12 protein-coding genes and 4 tRNA genes are annotated in these 16,135 nt (G+C 44.9%); 3 read left to right on the top strand and 13 right to left on the bottom strand.

Annotated features, from left to right (window positions below):
- Nucleotides 1-828: 828 nt before the first annotated feature.
- The 8 genes from NI469_RS08125 to secA form a co-directional block, all read right to left on the bottom strand.
- Nucleotides 829-905: transfer RNA gene (locus tag NI469_RS08125), tRNA-Pro, on the bottom strand.
- 17 nt (nt 906-922) lie between these two features.
- A tRNA-His gene (locus NI469_RS08120) sits at nt 923-998 on the bottom strand.
- 33 nt (nt 999-1,031) lie between these two features.
- Nucleotides 1,032-1,108, bottom strand: a tRNA-Arg gene (locus tag NI469_RS08115).
- Between the two features lie 34 nt (nt 1,109-1,142).
- Nucleotides 1,143-1,219: transfer RNA gene (locus NI469_RS08110), tRNA-Pro, on the bottom strand.
- 151 nt (nt 1,220-1,370) lie between these two features.
- Complete coding sequence (gene nadA / locus NI469_RS08105) at nt 1,371-2,438, bottom strand: quinolinate synthase NadA (protein WP_191112616.1); 1,068 nt, start codon at nt 2,436-2,438, stop codon at nt 1,371-1,373.
- A 153-nt stretch (nt 2,439-2,591) separates the two neighbouring features.
- Nucleotides 2,592-3,812, bottom strand: coding sequence for a bifunctional glutamate N-acetyltransferase/amino-acid acetyltransferase ArgJ (argJ, locus tag NI469_RS08100; protein ID WP_004645182.1), 1,221 nt, complete (start codon nt 3,810-3,812; stop codon nt 2,592-2,594).
- 158 nt (nt 3,813-3,970) lie between these two features.
- Nucleotides 3,971-4,324 (bottom strand): hypothetical protein, encoded by a 354-nt coding sequence (locus tag NI469_RS08095; RefSeq protein WP_004733779.1) that lies wholly within the window; start codon nt 4,322-4,324, stop codon nt 3,971-3,973.
- Nucleotides 4,325-4,465: 141 nt separating this feature from the next.
- On the bottom strand, nt 4,466-7,192 hold the full coding sequence (gene secA / locus NI469_RS08090; protein ID WP_004645180.1) for a preprotein translocase subunit SecA: 2,727 nt from the start codon (nt 7,190-7,192) through the stop codon (nt 4,466-4,468).
- Between the two features lie 332 nt (nt 7,193-7,524).
- Between secA and NI469_RS08085 the strand changes: the two genes are divergently transcribed.
- Nucleotides 7,525-8,166 carry a peroxiredoxin gene (locus NI469_RS08085; RefSeq protein ID WP_253174826.1) on the top strand — a complete coding sequence of 214 codons (642 nt, stop codon included), beginning with the start codon at nt 7,525-7,527 and terminating at the stop codon, nt 8,164-8,166.
- Nucleotides 8,167-8,608: 442 nt separating this feature from the next.
- Entirely contained in the window at nt 8,609-9,217 is a 609-nt protein-coding gene (locus NI469_RS08080) for a dual specificity protein phosphatase family protein (RefSeq protein ID WP_253174825.1), read from the top strand.
- Here the strand turns inward: NI469_RS08080 and NI469_RS08075 are convergent.
- The 4 genes from NI469_RS08075 to trpA are packed head-to-tail and all read right to left on the bottom strand — an operon-like array spanning nt 9,214 to nt 13,230.
- Nucleotides 9,214-10,257, bottom strand: coding sequence for an SPOR domain-containing protein (locus tag NI469_RS08075; protein WP_004281671.1), 1,044 nt, complete (start codon nt 10,255-10,257; stop codon nt 9,214-9,216). The two genes, NI469_RS08080 and NI469_RS08075, sit on opposite strands and share 4 nt — an antisense overlap.
- The gene (gene folC, locus NI469_RS08070; RefSeq protein ID WP_253174824.1) at nt 10,254-11,537 is read right to left on the bottom strand and encodes a bifunctional tetrahydrofolate synthase/dihydrofolate synthase; all 1,284 of its coding nucleotides are present in this window, start codon (nt 11,535-11,537) and stop codon (nt 10,254-10,256) included. The genes NI469_RS08075 and folC overlap by 4 nt, the downstream gene beginning before the upstream one ends.
- A complete protein-coding gene (accD, locus tag NI469_RS08065) occupies nt 11,534-12,430 on the bottom strand; it encodes an acetyl-CoA carboxylase, carboxyltransferase subunit beta (protein WP_004645174.1) in 897 nt (298 codons plus the stop codon). The genes folC and accD overlap by 4 nt, the downstream gene beginning before the upstream one ends.
- On the bottom strand, nt 12,427-13,230 hold the full coding sequence (gene trpA / locus NI469_RS08060; RefSeq protein WP_253174822.1) for a tryptophan synthase subunit alpha: 804 nt from the start codon (nt 13,228-13,230) through the stop codon (nt 12,427-12,429). Before trpA ends, accD begins: the two co-directional genes overlap by 4 nt.
- A 365-nt stretch (nt 13,231-13,595) precedes the next feature.
- Between trpA and NI469_RS08055 the strand changes: the two genes are divergently transcribed.
- Complete coding sequence (locus NI469_RS08055) at nt 13,596-14,930, top strand: Na+/H+ antiporter NhaC family protein (RefSeq protein WP_253174821.1); 1,335 nt, start codon at nt 13,596-13,598, stop codon at nt 14,928-14,930.
- A 48-nt stretch (nt 14,931-14,978) separates the two neighbouring features.
- Here the strand turns inward: NI469_RS08055 and NI469_RS08050 are convergent, their stop codons facing one another.
- Complete coding sequence (locus NI469_RS08050; protein ID WP_195725612.1) at nt 14,979-16,016, bottom strand: AraC family transcriptional regulator; 1,038 nt, start codon at nt 16,014-16,016, stop codon at nt 14,979-14,981.
- Nucleotides 16,017-16,135: the final 119 nt, after the last annotated feature.

The following is a 16,135-nucleotide window of genomic DNA, read 5'->3' as shown; positions in this document are numbered from 1 at the left end:
CTACCATCAATCAATGAAAATAATTTCGATCAATCAACCAGTAAAAATCCACACAAGTTGTTCTTCATAATCTCTTAATGATCTTCTTGCTAATTCGTCACCAGCAAGCTAGGTCGGCTATATTACTCTCTATCTCTAGAAAGTCAACCAGTAATGAAAACTATTTTTAAACTTTCTTTCTAAAACCAAACTTAATCAAACTTAACTAAGTCACTGTTTTATCAGAAGTTTTAATCTTCATCACCGCCGATGGATGTGCATTCTACAGGATTCCCGACCCAATACAACCCCTATTCTTAAATAATTCAGCAAAAATATCACGACTGTTTATTTATTCTACAAAAAATACAGGTTTTTCTATTTTTCACTCAAAATTTATTCAATTATTGATGTTTTAAAGTAGTTTATTTACTTATCAATGGGTATTTCTAGTTAATTTAATTGCTATATCTATCTAAAAATTTTTTATTGTCTTTATTTCAGATCAAACACAACGATGAGTTAATAAAATAGATTTACTATGGAATCCCTTACCCATTTTAAAAATATAATCCTCATCCATCCATTAAAATTCCATTCAACAAGATAATCACTCTATAGATAAACTCTGGTTAAATTGTTGAATGATTAAAATTAAGAGTGAAGCAATGCGAGAAGAAAGCAATCTTCAATGCACAGTTTTATTAGATGAAAAATAATTTAATAGGAATTCGAGCATTCATCATGATAGCCACCGATAACAATTGTATATTTTTTATTCACATTGAATTTCAGGCATAAAAAAACCGCTTAACGCGGTATCTTTTATCTCGACCATCTTGAAGGAGATGGTCGGAGCAGTAGGATTCGAACCTACGACCCCCTGGTCCCAAACCAGGTGCACTACCAGGCTGTGCTATGCTCCGATTTCAACTTTAAAAGTTGGGGTGAATGACGGGATTCGAACCCGCGACAACTGGAATCACAATCCAGGGCTCTACCAACTGAGCTACATCCACCATCATTTTGATTCTTAACATCAAGCGACCAAATGGCGCGCCTGACAGGATTCGAACCTGTGACCATCCGCTTAGAAGGCGGATGCTCTATCCAACTGAGCTACAAGCGCGTTACTGATGCAAACATCATTTGCCTTGAAGAATTGGTCGGAGCAGTAGGATTCGAACCTACGACCCCCTGGTCCCAAACCAGGTGCACTACCAGGCTGTGCTATGCTCCGATTCATCTCAGCTTTCGTATCGAACATCGTTCGGTACGGTGTGCATTCTAGGCGTGACGCCCGGAGACGTCAACACCTATATTTAAAAAAAACCGAAAAAACGCTTCAAGCGTTTATTTATCAATCGCTTCAGACATTTTTTATACAAATTTTAACGTTTTAGTCCGGCACTAAAGTTCAGCATGCGATCTAGAGGCAGTTTAGCTCGTTCAGCAAGTACCGGATCGACATGCACTTCCTGATCTTTATGCTGTAACACATGCAAGATACCATCCAGCTCGTTCATGGCCATCCAAGGACAATGCGCACAAGAACGACAAGTTGCCCCCTCTCCTGCGGTTGGTGCTTCAATCAGAATTTTATCCGGCACTGCCTGCTGCATTTTATAAAAAATACCGCGATCAGTAGCTACGATTAAACGCTGATTTGGCAAAGTTTGTGCTGCTTTAATTAATTGTGAGGTACTACCCACCGCATCGGCAATCTCGACCACAGACATCGGTGATTCGGGATGTACCAGAACCGCAGCATCTGGATAGAGTGCTTTCATATTGGCAATACCGCGTGAACGGAATTCTTCATGCACGATACAGGCGCCATCCCAGAGCAACATCTCTGCACCGGTTTTTTTCTGGATATAACGACCCAGATGCTGATCGGGTGCCCAGATGATTTTTTCGCCCAGACTGTCCAGATGTTCGATAATTTCCACTGCACAGCTTGAAGTGACGACCCAATCGGCCCGGGCTTTCACGGCCGCTGACGTGTTAGCATAAACCACCACGGTATGATCCGGGTGCGCATCGCAAAAAGCGGTAAATTCATCGACAGGACAACCCAAGTCCAGTGAACAGGTCGCTTCCAGGGTAGGCATCAGCACGGTTTTATGGGGTGAAAGAATTTTAGAGGTTTCGCCCATAAATTTCACACCAGCCACCACAAGCGTTGAAGCCGGATGATCGCGACCAAAACGCGCCATTTCCAGTGAATCGGAAACACAGCCACCGGTCAGTTCAGCCAGTTCTTGCACTTCAGGATCACAATAATAATGCGCCACCAAAACAGCATCCTGTTTTTCCAGCTCTGCCTTGATCTGTGCAAATTTGTCCAATTTTTCCTGCTGGCTCATTTGATGTTCTTGAGGAACACCCAAACGATCTAAATGCGCCTGCACAATCGATTTAGCTTCATTGGCTATTAATTTGGTCGCATCATTCATCACAATTCTTACTCTACCCTCATGGTTCACTATTCAATGAACCTTTCATCCTACATCCCGGTCAGCTCTGGCGAAGTGCTATTTTTGACCAGTCATTAAAAACTACAAGATATAAAAAAAGCCCCACAACGGAGGCTTTAGAAACGATCTGAATTATGAGCGATAATCTGCATTGATTTTTACGTAGTCATACGACAGATCACAGGTATAAACCGTATCTTTTGCCTGACCTCGTCCAAGATCAACACGAATCGTCATTTCAGCCTGGGCCATCACACGTGCACCGGCTGCTTCAGTATAGTCTGCTGCCGCACCACCATCTTTACAGATTTGTACATCATCTAACCAAACCTGAATTTTTGCAACGTCTAAATTCGGCACACCGGCATAACCAATCGCAGCCAGAATACGGCCCCAGTTTGGATCAGAAGCAAAAATCGCGGTTTTGACCAGCGGTGAATGCGCAATGCTATAGGCAATATCGCAGCACTCTTGAGTATTGCCGCCACCTTCCACAGTCACGGTAATGAACTTAGTCGCACCTTCACCATCACGTACAATCAGTTGCGCAAGGCGTTTCATGGTACGTGTCAATACGTCTAGCACCACTGCATAACGCGGATCTTCAGTTGAAGTGATCTCAGCACCACCGGCCTGACCCGTAGCAATAAAGATACATGAGTCATTGGTTGAGGTATCGCCATCAATGGTAATACGGTTAAACGAGACATTGACTGTTTCAGTTAATAACTGTTGAACCAGTTCACGGCTGATCGGTGCATCCGTCGCAACATAACCCAGCATGGTCGCCATATTGGGACGAATCATGCCTGCACCTTTGGAAATACCGGTCATGGTATAAGTCACACCATCCAGCTCGAACTGTTCTGAAGCACCTTTCGGGGTGGTATCTGTGGTCATGATTCCAGTTGCTGCATCGACCCAGGCATCATCACGCAATGAATCCAGCGCAGGCTGTAAACCTGTAAGCAAACGCTCCATTGGAAGCTGCTCACCAATCACACCAGTCGAGAATGGCAACACTTCAGCAGCCTGTACGCCTGCAAGTTCAGCCAGCTTGGCACAGGTGGCTTCTGCATTTGCCATGCCTGTAGGGCCTGTTCCTGCATTGGCATTTCCGGTATTGATTACCAGGTAACGTGGATTACCCGCTTGCAAATGGGCTTTAGATACATGCACTGGTGCTGCACAAAAGGCATTCTGGGTAAACACCCCTGCAACATTGGAGCCTGCAGCCAGTTCAAATATCACCAGGTCACGTCGGTTCTGATAGCGCACATAGGCTTCAGCCGAACCAATTTTAACCCCTTTCACCACATGCATCTGTGGCATAGATACGTCACCAACTGCCATTTTAAAGTCCAATATTGAAGTTTTAGAAAAATACAGCTTAGTTGATCTGCAACAAAAAATCGAGCCAAAGCCTGAGCCAGCCTGAGATTTGTTATGGATTTTCACAATAAAAAACCAGTCATCAAGACTGGTTTCTACATTTTTAAAATAAGATATTTTTAATTTTGTGCAAGTTGTCCAGATTCGCTTAGCAAAGCCTGTTTCGCCTGTTGTTGACTTGCAGTAGAAAGTGCCGGATTTGTAGCAACAATACGGTCTGCATTTGCCGCATTGGCAGCTGCAATCGCAGCCGTCTGCAACACAATCGGACGATTCTGGTTGGCAAAGGTATAACGGATGCCGGTACGTGGGCTTGCCACAGTCACTTGTGCATCGGTACGTTGTACTTGAGCAGTAGTCGTACCCACCGCTTGCTGAACTTTATCAATTGTTGTGGTCGCTGCAGTTTGGGCAAAACTTAAGGCAGGCATTGCCAAAGCGGCAATCATGAGCGTTTTTAATACTTTTTCCATTCAGGTTATTCCACTTTGAGGTGTTGAATGAGCCATTAAATAGCATTTAATTCCTAAGACTGCAAACAGTATTCAATTTCTGAAAAATCTTCATACATAAAAAAATCAGAGCCATGTGGCTCTGATTTTTTTTAACACTGTTTAGATCTTGCCATGACACTGTTTGTATTTCAGGCCTGAACCACATGGACAAGGTGCATTACGACTTGCCGGTGCTTCAAAGACTGGTGCTACAGGATTCGCCTGAACATTTTGCTCGGTCGTCACCTCATGTTCACCTGCCAGCAAGCCGTCAAACTCTTCATGAGATAACTGCAAACGCATTGCCTCAGCCTGTGCCTGCTGCTGTGCTTCCATTTCCGCCAGCTCTTCAGGTGTCGGTACGTGGATGCGTGACAGATCTGTCACGACATCGGACTTAATCGTACCCAGCATGTTTACAAACAGGTTATAAGCTTCTTTTTTATATTCCTGCTCTGGATTCTTTTGCGCATAACCACGTAAATGAATACCTTGACGCAAATAATCCATAGCCGCCAGATGCTCTTTCCAATGACGATCCAGAGAATTCAGCATAAAGTGACGTTCAAGCGAAGCTGCAGATTCTTCACCCATTTGTTCACGACGTGAACGGTAGCGGTTCAGTACTTCATCGGTAATGCGCACCACCAAAGCTTCTTCATCCAGACGACGGTCCTGTTCCAGCCATTGTCCGATAGGAAGATCCATCGAAAGATCTTCACGCAGCGCCAGTTCCAGACCTTCACTATCCCACTGGTCATGAATCGATTCAGGCGGAATATAGTTGGCGATTACACCCTGCATCACTTCACGGATCATTTCTTCAATATAATCCTGCAGTGAATTTTCTGCCAGAATGTCGTCACGCTGACTATAAATGATCTTACGCTGTTCGTTATTGACGTCATCGTATTTCAGCAAATTCTTACGAATATCGAAGTTACGTGCTTCCACTTTACGCTGCGCATTTTCAATCGAGCGAGACACCATTTTGTGCTCAATCGCTTCATCTTCCTGCAAGCCCATGGCACGCATCATGCCGACTACGCGATCACCGGCAAAAATACGCATCAAGTCATCTTCAAGTGACAGATAGAAACGCGATACACCCGGGTCACCTTGACGACCGGCACGACCACGCAGCTGGTTATCGATACGGCGTGATTCATGACGCTCGGAACCGATAATATGCAAACCGCCTGAATCCAGCACAGCCTGGTGATTAACATCCCATTCTGCTTTCAGACGCGTTTCATCTTCAGGAGTCGGGTTTTCAATTTTAGCCAGCAACGCCTTCCAGTTACCACCCAAGAGAATATCGGTACCACGACCGGCCATGTTGGTGGCAATCGTCACTGCACGCGGCGCACCGGCCTGCGCAATAATATCGGCTTCACGTTCGTGCTGTTTGGCATTCAGTACTTCATGCTGGATCCCTGCCGCTTTTAGCTTATCCGACAGAATCTCAGAAGCTTCAATGGTGGCTGTACCAATCAAAATTGGTGCGACACCAGCTTCATGCACACGCTGAATTTCTTGAATAATCGCGTTATATTTCCCTTCACGATTTAAATAAATTAAATCGTTATGGTCTTGACGAATCATTGGACGGTGGGTCGGAATCAGCACCACATCCAGACCATAAATTTCTTTCATTTCCGCTGCTTCAGTATCAGCAGTACCGGTCATACCGGATAATTTTTTATACAGACGGAAATAGTTCTGGAAGGTTGTGGTTGCCAGAGTCTGGTTTTCCGGCTGGATTTCCAGACCCTCTTTGGCTTCTACGGCTTGATGCAAACCTTCAGACCAGCGACGTCCCGGCATGGTACGACCGGTATTTTCATCGACAATAATCACTTCACCATCGTTGATGATGTATTGCACATTGCGTTGATAGAGATAATGGGCACGGATCGCTGCAGTGACATGATGCAACAGGTTCAGGTTCGACGCTGAATACAAGCTCTCGCCTTCTGCCAGCAAGCCCATTTCAATCAATTCACTTTCAATGGTTTCAAAACCCACTTCAGTAATTTCAACTGAACGCTGTTTTTCATCAATCCAGAAGTGACCGCCATCCGGCACTTTCTCTTCTTTCTGTGCCTGTAATTTTGGTGGAATATTATTGATGGCTGCATAAAGCTGTGAAGAATCTTCACTTTGACCGGAAATAATCAACGGGGTACGTGCTTCATCAATCAGGATCGAATCGACCTCATCGATAATCGCATAGGTCAAACCACGCTGCTTTTTCTCAGCCAGCGAGAACACCATGTTGTCACGCAGGTAGTCAAAGCCAAATTCGTTATTGGTACCGTAAGTAATATCGGCACGATAAGCTTCCGCCTTTTCCATCGGATTTTGCATGGAATAAATAATGCCGATGCTTAAACCCAAAAACTCAAATAATGGACGGTTCAACTCGGCATCACGTTGCGCCAGGTAATCGTTCACGGTAATGACATGCACGCCCTGACCACTGATGGCATTCAGATAACAGGCCAAAGTACCCATCAGGGTTTTACCTTCACCGGTACGCATTTCTGCGATTTTGCCTTCATGCAAGGTAATACCACCGATCAGCTGCACGTCATAATGACGCATGCCCATCACCCGCTTCGCCGCTTCACGACAGACTGCAAATGCTTCAGGCAATAATTTATCGAGGGTTTCACCCTTATTATATCGTTGTTTGAATTCTTCAGTTTTTGCAGATAAGTCTGCATCGCTAAGGGTAGATATCGTCGGCTCGAGCACATTAATCTTGTCTACGATTTTACGCATGCGTTTGAGTTCGCGCTCATTTTTGGTACCGAAGATTCCTCCGATCAGACTTGCCAACATGAATAGACTCTCTAAATCTTGCTTGTCAAATGAATATGTTCTTAGTCGTTATTATGGTGCTAGAAATTTGAACTACAAGGGTTTTGCTGTAAAACCGCTAAAAAAATCTGATCCTTAGTTCTAGCCCTAAGATCTAAGGCAAAGTAATGTAGCAAATTTTCCCTGTGCAACATAGTCAATTAAGTGACTGATTTTTGCGCTTCTGGATAGATGGATATCCTACTTATGCAATTTACTCATAAAGAAAGCAAAAAACACTATTTTTAATCATAAAAAAATTGGTTCATATTAAATCCTATCTCGACACTAAAAGACCAATTGAGGCTAAAAAGATGAGTTTACGTCTAGGCGATACCGCACCGAATTTTGAACAGCAATCCAGTGAAGGCCTGATTAATTTTTATGATTTTCTGGGTGATAGCTGGGGCATTTTATTTTCACACCCTGCCGACTATACACCGGTATGTACGACTGAACTTGGCTATACCGCAAAACTGAAAGATGAGTTTGCAAAACGTGGTGTTAAAGCGATTGCCTTGTCAGTTGATGATGTGGAGTCGCATCATGGCTGGATTAAAGATATTAATGAAACCCAGAACGCCACGGTGAATTTCCCGATCATTGCCGATCAGGATCGTAAAGTTTCCGAGCTATATGACTTTATTCATCCGAATGCCAGCGAAACGCTAACAGTTCGTTCTTTAGTGGTCATTGATCCCAACAAAAAAGTCCGTTTGATTATTACTTATCCTGCATCGACCGGTCGTAATTTCCATGAAATCTTGCGTGTCGTAGACTCCCTGCAACTCACCGATAGCCATAAAGTGGCAACGCCTGCGAACTGGCAGCATGGTGATGATGTGGTGATTGTCCCTTCATTGAAGGATGAGGAGGAAATCAAGGAACGTTTTCCAAAAGGTTATACCGCGGTCACGCCTTACCTGCGCTTAACGCCACATCCTGAGCAAGGATAAGCAGAGCAACGCTCTGCCCTTGCGCAAGGTGAGAAGCTATGCTTCGAGCAACAAATTAAAAGGACTCCTTTTTAATTTTGCACAAGACAAGCGAAGCGCGTAGTTATAAATAAAGCACTGCTTTAGTTGTTCGCAAGGCAAACGAAGTGCGCAGTAATAGACAAGCAGAGCACTGCTCTGCCCTGAGGAATATATTCCGCAAGAAGGTGAGAAGCTATGCTTCGAGTGACAATTTAAAGTACTGCTTTAAGTACTCGCAAGACAAGCAAAGTAAAAGATAAGAGAAACTCTATTTTCCAGATTTTATGCTTTATCGAATACGACATTGACGTGTCACGGATTCGATTTGTTGATACAGCCTGTCTTCGGATAGGCTTTTTTATATTCAAAATCTCATATTCACTTTAAACTTGAAATAACAAAAACAACATCTATGCTCTGTATGAAAATCTGTATATTTCCAATCCTCATGAGTGGCTACCTCCTAACCACAGGTTGCATGACTACGCCTGCCCTGCCTGAACCTCAACGTCCTCAGCATTGGGGACAGCCCATTCATCAGAATCATAATTTTCATCAAATCAGCAATTTTGTCTATCGTAGTGAGCAGCCTTCAACTGAACTCATTCCTTTATTAAAAAAGCATCAAATCGATGTAGTTATTAATTTACGTTCACGGGATCAAGACAGCTTTGTTTTGAGCAATGAAAACTTTCAGCTACATCATATACCCATACATACCTGGGCAATTGATCGGGAAGATTTATTGAAAATTATGCTACTGATTCAGCAAGCACAACAAAATCATCAAAAGGTGCTCCTGCATTGTTATCACGGCTCAGACCGAACCGGTGCCAGTGTCGCCATGTACCGGATTATTTTTGAACATTGGCCGATTGAGCAGGCACTACAGGAAATGAAACATGGCGGTTATGGCTTTCATGCCATTTGGCGCAATATTGACAATCTATTCACCCCTAAAAATGTAAAATGGATTCGCGAGCAACTCACGAATCCATCTACAAAAACTTTGGTTAATGCAAAGAATTAACGCTTATCCAGTGGCACCCAATCATTCACCCAAGCTGATTTCATATTCAGGCTGGCATCAGACGCAATTTTCTTACGAAGTGCATCTGCAGTCTCACGGTCTTTGGACGGACCCACCATGATACGTACACCTTTAGACGTTGAGCTTTTGGTTACTTTATAACCTTTGGCACGCAGTTTGGCTGCTACAGCATCTGCATTGGCTTCATTCGCTGCCAGTGCCACCTGTACCATCCATTGCTTGTCCTCTTCACCTTCCAGTAACTTACGCGCCTGCTCAGCTTCTGCTTTCTTCTTGGCTTCTTCGGCTGTAGCCTTTTTCTTGGCTTCTTCAGCTTTACGTTTTTCGTCAGCTTTACGTTTTTCCTCGGCAGCTTTACGTTCAGCTTCTTTCTTTTCAGCCGCTTTACGCTCTTCCTCGGTTTTACGTTTTGCTTCAGCCGCCTTACGTTCTGCTTCGGCTTTTTGCTGTTGCTCTAACTTGCGTTTTTCTTCAGCGGCTTTACTTTCAGCAGCTTTACGCTCTGCTTCTTTCTTGGCTGCGTCAGTAGAACTATTGGCTTTTTGTTGTACCAGCTGCTGCTGGGCTAACTTTTTTTCTTGCACCGCTTTTTCTTCAGCCAGACGTTTCTGCTTGGCCTGTTCATCTTCCACCAGTTCTGGTGGAATATTATCGGAACTTTGCTGTCCTAGGCGGTGTGCATTCAGGGCAGCATATTCTTCAGCCGCTTTACGTGCAGCATCTGCTTCAGCCTGCTGTTGCATCGCTAAAAATTCGGCTGCACGCGCCTCCTGTTCTGCAACCGATTTTTCCCGGTCACGACGTTGCTGTTCAAGTAAACGCTTTTCTGTTTCCACATCGACCGTCAAAGAACCGAGCGAATGATTGCCTGTCTCTTTATTTTCAACTTCCGCAGCCTGTGCCGGATTTTGCTGACGGTCCTGATTGATTTCATCTTGGCCTTTCAGGAGTAATGCTGCCAATAAAACACCACCACCGAGTAAAACAACACCGCCCATCCAGCGCTGTTTGTTATTCATTGACATTCTTCCAAATACTCCCATACCGCTTCTAAGGTATGAAATGATCCACATACCAAAATCAGCTGATTATTATCTGTTTGATCCAGTGCTGATTTAAAAGCTAATTTTACATTGTCAAATTGTTCTACCGCCTCACCGTTTAAAGCATCAGCCAAAACTGTGACGTCTGCCGCACGTGGAACGGATAATGGTGCAATTTTCCACAATTGCACCGTGTCTTTCAATAACTTGACGACAGAATTTATATCTTTATCTGCCAGCATTGAAAATACACAAATGACTTCATTATATTTTTGATTGTAATTTAAATAATCTCGTAATTGTTTCAGTAGAAATTCGACCCCATGCGGGTTGTGTCCTGCATCAAAAATCACGGTTTTATTCTGGATTTGACGGATTTCAAACCGTCCCGGCAATTTTGCCGTTTGAATGCCTTGTGCAATTGCCTGCTGGCTGACGTTTAATCCGCTCAGCAGAATGGCGGCCACGGCGGTAGAAATATTATCCAGTGCCAGCGAACCTGTTGGGAGTTTTAAGGTCGTACCCGATGAAGCAAAAGCCCAGCTTTGGCCATCTTCAAAGGCTTTATAGAAATAATCACGGTTGATTGCATACAAAGATGCATTACATTCTTGAGCTTTATTTAGAATGGCTTGCGGGATCTGTTGCTGTCCACCAAACACGACTGGAATATCCGGGCGAATAATTCCGGCCTTTTCAAAAGCAATTTTCTCGATGGTGTCACCAAGCCAGTCAGTATGATCCAGACCAATATTGGTAATCACCGCCACATCCGGATTGACCACATTGACCACATCCAGACGACCGCCTAAACCCACTTCCAGCACCCAGACATCACACAGCTGATCTTTAAAAATCACAAAAGCAGCCAGTGTGGTAGCTTCAAAGAAAGACAGGCTCAAACCGCATTCACGACGAGCCTGATCGACCTGAACAAAAGCATCAATGAGTAACCGATCTTCCACTTCAATGCCGCGTAATTTCACGCGTTCATTGAAACGGTACACGTGTGGAGACTGATATAGCCCGACCTTAAAGCCTTGCGCATTCAGGATCGCGGCCAGCGTGGTGGTGGTCGAACCCTTACCATTGGTTCCCGCCACTGTTAGCACTTTGGCCTCTGGAGATGTCACGCCCAGCTTTTCAGCCACAGGAATAACCCGTTCCAGACCTAAATCAATACCCGTAACGTGAACATGGCTCCAATAATCGAGCCATGTATTTAAAGAATCTGTTGCTAAGGGTGCTGTGTTCAATGCAAATTCATCAACTTCGTAACGATACGATAAACTGTATCACGTAATGCATGACGGTGAACAATCTGATCGATTACCCCATGATCAAGCAAATATTCCGCGCGCTGGAACGGTTCTTCCAGTTTTTCACGTACAGTCTGTTCGATCACACGTTTACCGGCAAAGCCAATCATCGCTTTCGGTTCAGCAATATGTACATCACCCAGCATTGCCAATGATGCGGTCACACCGCCGTACACTGGATGAGTCAATACCACTACATAAGGCAGACCTGCTTCTTTTAAACGCTGGATCGCAGCCGAAGTACGCGCCATTTGCATCAGGGACAACATGCCTTCCTGCATACGAGCACCACCCGAAGCAGCAAAACAGATCAAAGGTTGACGAGCTTCAATCGCATGTTCTGCAGCCTGAACAAAGCGGTCACCGACCACTGTGCCCATAGAACCGCCCATGAAGTCGAACTCAAACGCACAGGCAATCATCGGTACGCCTTTCAGCAAACCCTGAATTACCACCAGTGCTTCAGTTTCACCGGTTTTCTTTTGCGCTTCAGCCATACGGTCTGGATAGGCTTTACTATCGACAAATTTCAGGGGATCTTTGGCTATAAATTCCTGACCCAATTCTGTTTGTACCTGATCAAAGAACCAGTTCAGACGTTCACGGGCTTTCATACGCAAATGTTCATCACATTGCGGACAGACATAGGCATTAAATGACATGGCAGTACGGGTCACCAATGCATGACATTCAGGACACTCAATCGTAGGCTCGGTAAATGTCGCTTTATATGCCGTTTGCTCATCGGGTACCTGAATGCCCGGAACAGTACGCTCCGTCCATGGGGTCGATGGGCTCAGAATTTTGCCTGATTTCACTTGTTGACTCATACTAACTCATCGAGCGCTGCTCGAAGCTCCTTGACTTTATTCACCGTCGCAATAACGGCTTGTTCTGGTGCGAGCGTTGCAAACTGCTTTACAAACGCACTACCCACAATAACTGCATCGGCAGCAACACCCATCGCTTTCGCAGATGCAGCATCACTGATACCGAAACCTACGCCTACAGGAACATCAGTCACAGCTTTAATCTTTTGAATGCGTGCAGCGGCTTCAGAGACATCTAAAGTTGCTGCACCGGTCACGCCCTTCAGTGACACATAGTAAATAAAGCCGCTGGCCTGTTTCGCTACGTGTTGAATACGTGCATCGGTTGAAGTTGGTGCCAGCAGGAAAATCTGATCCATATCATATTTTTCCAGTACTTCACCCAGACCTTGTGCTTCTTCTGGTGGCAAGTCCACCAGCAGTACACCATCTACTCCACATTCATAGGCATAAGCCACAAACTTTTCATAGCCAATTACTTCAACCGGATTCAGATAACCCATCAGCACCACTGGTGTTTCGCGGTCTTTCAAGCGAAATTCTTTCACCATGTGCAGTGCATCCAAGGTATTGGTTCCACCAGCCAGAGCACGTTCAGCAGCTAGCGCAATCACCGGCCCATCGGCCATCGGATCCGAGAAAGGAAGTCCCAGCTCAATCACGTCGACACCCGCCTCCACCATCTCATGCAGCAAATGCACTGTGACTTCTGGATGCGGATCACCCGCCATGACATAAGAAACTAAAGCTTTACGCTGTTGAGATTTAAGTTGTCCAAATCGTGTGGCTAAACGTGACATAGGGTGGTATTTTCCTTAACGTGTTTCAAACTTGAGGCATTGACTATGTAGAAATACAAGACATCGCATTGTAACGCTATTTTTTGTCCAATGAACAGTCTGCGATACCGACCTCGAGTACTTCATTTCCTGTGCGAAGATTTCAAAACAATTCGGAAGGGTCTATTTACGATTATTTTGATTTTTTTCACAATGATCAAAGATGCCTAATTTTGCTATTACCTAAAATCTTGAATATTTAGATAAACTTATTTTTATCATATAAAAATTAATAAAAATGCAGATGTTAGCGCATTCATTTAAAGTTTTCTGAAATTGCAAAACCTGCTTTATACTAGTCCTATTCTCTTACTTTTTTATCTCCTATGCAGACTGATTCTGAGGCTACAGTGCAGGCACGCGCCATTGCACTGCTGCCGCTTATTGTATTTTTAACCATATTTTTGGGTAGCGGGATCTATCATTCCCTGATCGGAACCGAGTTCGCGTTCTATCAGGTGAAAGCGCCTGTGGCTGCCCTGCCTGCGATTATCTTGGCTGCATTAGTGTATCGTGGCAAACTCAATCAGGGTATTGAAGAATTTCTGAAAGGTGCCAGCCATCCCAACCTGATCCTGATGTTCATGGTGTTTATGCTGGCTGGTGCTTTTGCCAGTGTTAGCAGTGCGATTGGTAGTGTAGATGCTACTGTACAAATGGGCCTGTCCGTTATTCCTCCGAGTTTTGTCTTACCGATGCTGTTTGTGATTTCGGCCTTTATTGCCACGGCGATGGGTACCTCCATGGGCACCATTGCAGCCTGTGCGCCGATCGCTTTTGGTTTCACCCAGGTGACCGATATTGACGTGATTTATGCGATTGGTGCGGTCGTCGGTGGTGCCATGTTCGGTGATAACCTGTCCATGATTTCAGACACCACCATTGCGGCGACCACCAGCCAACGCGTACAACTGCGTGACAAGTTCAGAGTCAATGTCTGGATTGCAGTTCCAGCCTCAATCGTCACTATTCTGATTTACGTGTTGAGTACCGGCAGTAGCAACACATTGGAATACAGGGATTTTAACTGGCTTCTGGTCTTACCTTATATCGCCGTATTTATTTTAGCCTTTAGCCGTTTACACGTTCTGGCTGTGCTGAGCATTGGGGTGCTACTTTCCGGCTTGTTTGGCCTGTTTGCCACAGCTGAATTTGATCTGCTCAAACTGAATACTTCAATTTATGACGGCTTTGTCGGCATGTTTGAAGTGGCGTTATTGTCGATGTTCCTGGGTGGACTGTCGGCGATCATGCAACGAGAAGGCGGTTTACGCTGGCTGATCGAGCGCATTTATAGCCTGACCCGTCTATTTAAAGTTGGGAAGCAACGTGCCGGCGAAATCGGGATTAGTTTTCTGGTGGTGTTTTCGAATATCTTTGTGGCCAATAATACCGTGGCGATTATTCTGTCTGGTGATATGGCGCGTGAAGTCGCCAAAGAATACGGGGTGGATCCCAAGCGTTCTGCGGCACTGATGGATATTTTCTCTTGCGTGGTACAGGGTTTAATTCCTTATGGCGCACAGTTACTACTGGCCTGTTCCATTGCAAAAATCTCGCCGGTTGAACTGATTGGTGGTGTGTACTATTGCTGGATTCTGGCCATTTTTGCGATTGCTGCGATCGCGTTTAGATTCCCTCAGGTGAAAGCAAGCACTTAATCCATCATCCTGCGAAAATAAAAAAGCGACCGATACCGGTCGCTTTTTTCAGCTTCGTGCTTTGTGTAACTGCCTTTTTCGCTCTAACAAGGTCTGTCCGGTGGCTGCCTTATAGGCCCGTGCCAAAGCCGACTGATCAGAATAATCCAGCTGCTCGGCAATCTCGGTCAGACCTAATCCCTGCTGCAACAACAGCTCGCAACGTTTAATCCGCTGCTGTTCCAGCAGTTTTTTAAATGAGGTGCCATGAGTGCTGAACAAGCGCTGCAAACTACGTGTCGACATCAACAACTGCCGGGCAAGCTGTTCAACTTTAATGGCCTGATGCTGGGTCCGCAGCTGTTCGGCAATCATTTGCTGCGCCTGTTCCAAATGATTTTCAAGGGGCGGCTTGGCTGCAATCGCCTGTTCTGCCTGATGAACCAGTAGCTGCAACAGCATTGGATCAGCCTGCTCAGACCCATGTGCCAGTCCTTGCAAATCCAGCTCTATGCCATAATAGTCCTGAGAAAATCTCACCTCACTGGCAAAAAACTTTTGATAATGTATTTTCGCCATGTCAGGCACATGGGCAAAACGTACACAATGCAGTAACAGTTGATGATCCTGCAAAATGACGCGTCCCAATTGCACCATCGCGGCCATGGTCAGCTCATTGAGCAGATTATATTTTTCATCCAGATAGGCCCAAAATAATTCAAGACTGTGTTCACGCTGCTTCAATTGCAAAGGTACAAACTCACTGCCATCAATCACCAGTCGTTGAAAGCGAATGATATGCCGGATCATTTCCGCAACGCTGCTGCTTCGCGAAGCCATATAGCCGAGCACGCCAAAATGTTCTGGACGAATAACCTGCACGATCTCGAAAATTAGTTGTGGACAGTTTAAATGTTGCCGGGTTCTTAACAGAAGCTGATTTAATAATTCCAGCGGCACTTGCGTGGCAAAAGGCTGATCAATCAGGGGGACAAGCGCTTCATGTACATCTTGCAGAAAGTCAGCTTCCAAAGGCTCAATTTGCAGACTGCGCAGATAAGTCGCCCAAAGCTGAATATAACCATTGGATATTTTAATTTCTTGCATGCGCGCTTCCCGCTGCCTGCTTTAGTCTAAGCAGTTTTATTTTCATTTGGCATAAAATGTATAAAAATTGGCAAGCACTGTCAAAACAATTACGGCATTCCCCGACATACTTTCAGCAT

Source organism: Acinetobacter lwoffii (genome assembly GCF_024129735.1).
GTDB classification, from domain to species: Bacteria; Pseudomonadota; Gammaproteobacteria; order Pseudomonadales; family Moraxellaceae; genus Acinetobacter; species Acinetobacter lwoffii_H.
Note: the sequence above shows the minus strand (reverse complement) of the source record. Positions and strands in the feature narration are given on the sequence as shown.

Excerpts from the sequence above, each read along its gene's own strand:
- argJ (WP_004645182.1), bottom strand. The coding sequence starts at position 3,812 with ATGGCAGTTGGTGACGTATCTATGCCACAGATGCATGTGGTGAAAGGG.
- accD (WP_004645174.1), bottom strand. The coding sequence starts at position 12,430 with ATGAGTCAACAAGTGAAATCAGGCAAAATTCTGAGCCCATCGACCCCA.
- NI469_RS08085 (WP_253174826.1), top strand. The coding sequence starts at position 7,525 with ATGAGTTTACGTCTAGGCGATACCGCACCGAATTTTGAACAGCAATCC.
- NI469_RS08095 (WP_004733779.1), bottom strand. The coding sequence starts at position 4,324 with ATGGAAAAAGTATTAAAAACGCTCATGATTGCCGCTTTGGCAATGCCT.
- NI469_RS08075 (WP_004281671.1), bottom strand. The coding sequence starts at position 10,257 with ATGAATAACAAACAGCGCTGGATGGGCGGTGTTGTTTTACTCGGTGGT.
- NI469_RS08080 (WP_253174825.1), top strand. The coding sequence starts at position 8,609 with ATGAAAATCTGTATATTTCCAATCCTCATGAGTGGCTACCTCCTAACC.
- trpA (WP_253174822.1), bottom strand. The coding sequence starts at position 13,230 with ATGTCACGTTTAGCCACACGATTTGGACAACTTAAATCTCAACAGCGT.
- secA (WP_004645180.1), bottom strand. The coding sequence starts at position 7,192 with ATGTTGGCAAGTCTGATCGGAGGAATCTTCGGTACCAAAAATGAGCGC.
- NI469_RS08050 (WP_195725612.1), bottom strand. The coding sequence starts at position 16,016 with ATGCAAGAAATTAAAATATCCAATGGTTATATTCAGCTTTGGGCGACT.
- nadA (WP_191112616.1), bottom strand. The coding sequence starts at position 2,438 with ATGAATGATGCGACCAAATTAATAGCCAATGAAGCTAAATCGATTGTG.
- NI469_RS08055 (WP_253174821.1), top strand. The coding sequence starts at position 13,596 with ATGCAGACTGATTCTGAGGCTACAGTGCAGGCACGCGCCATTGCACTG.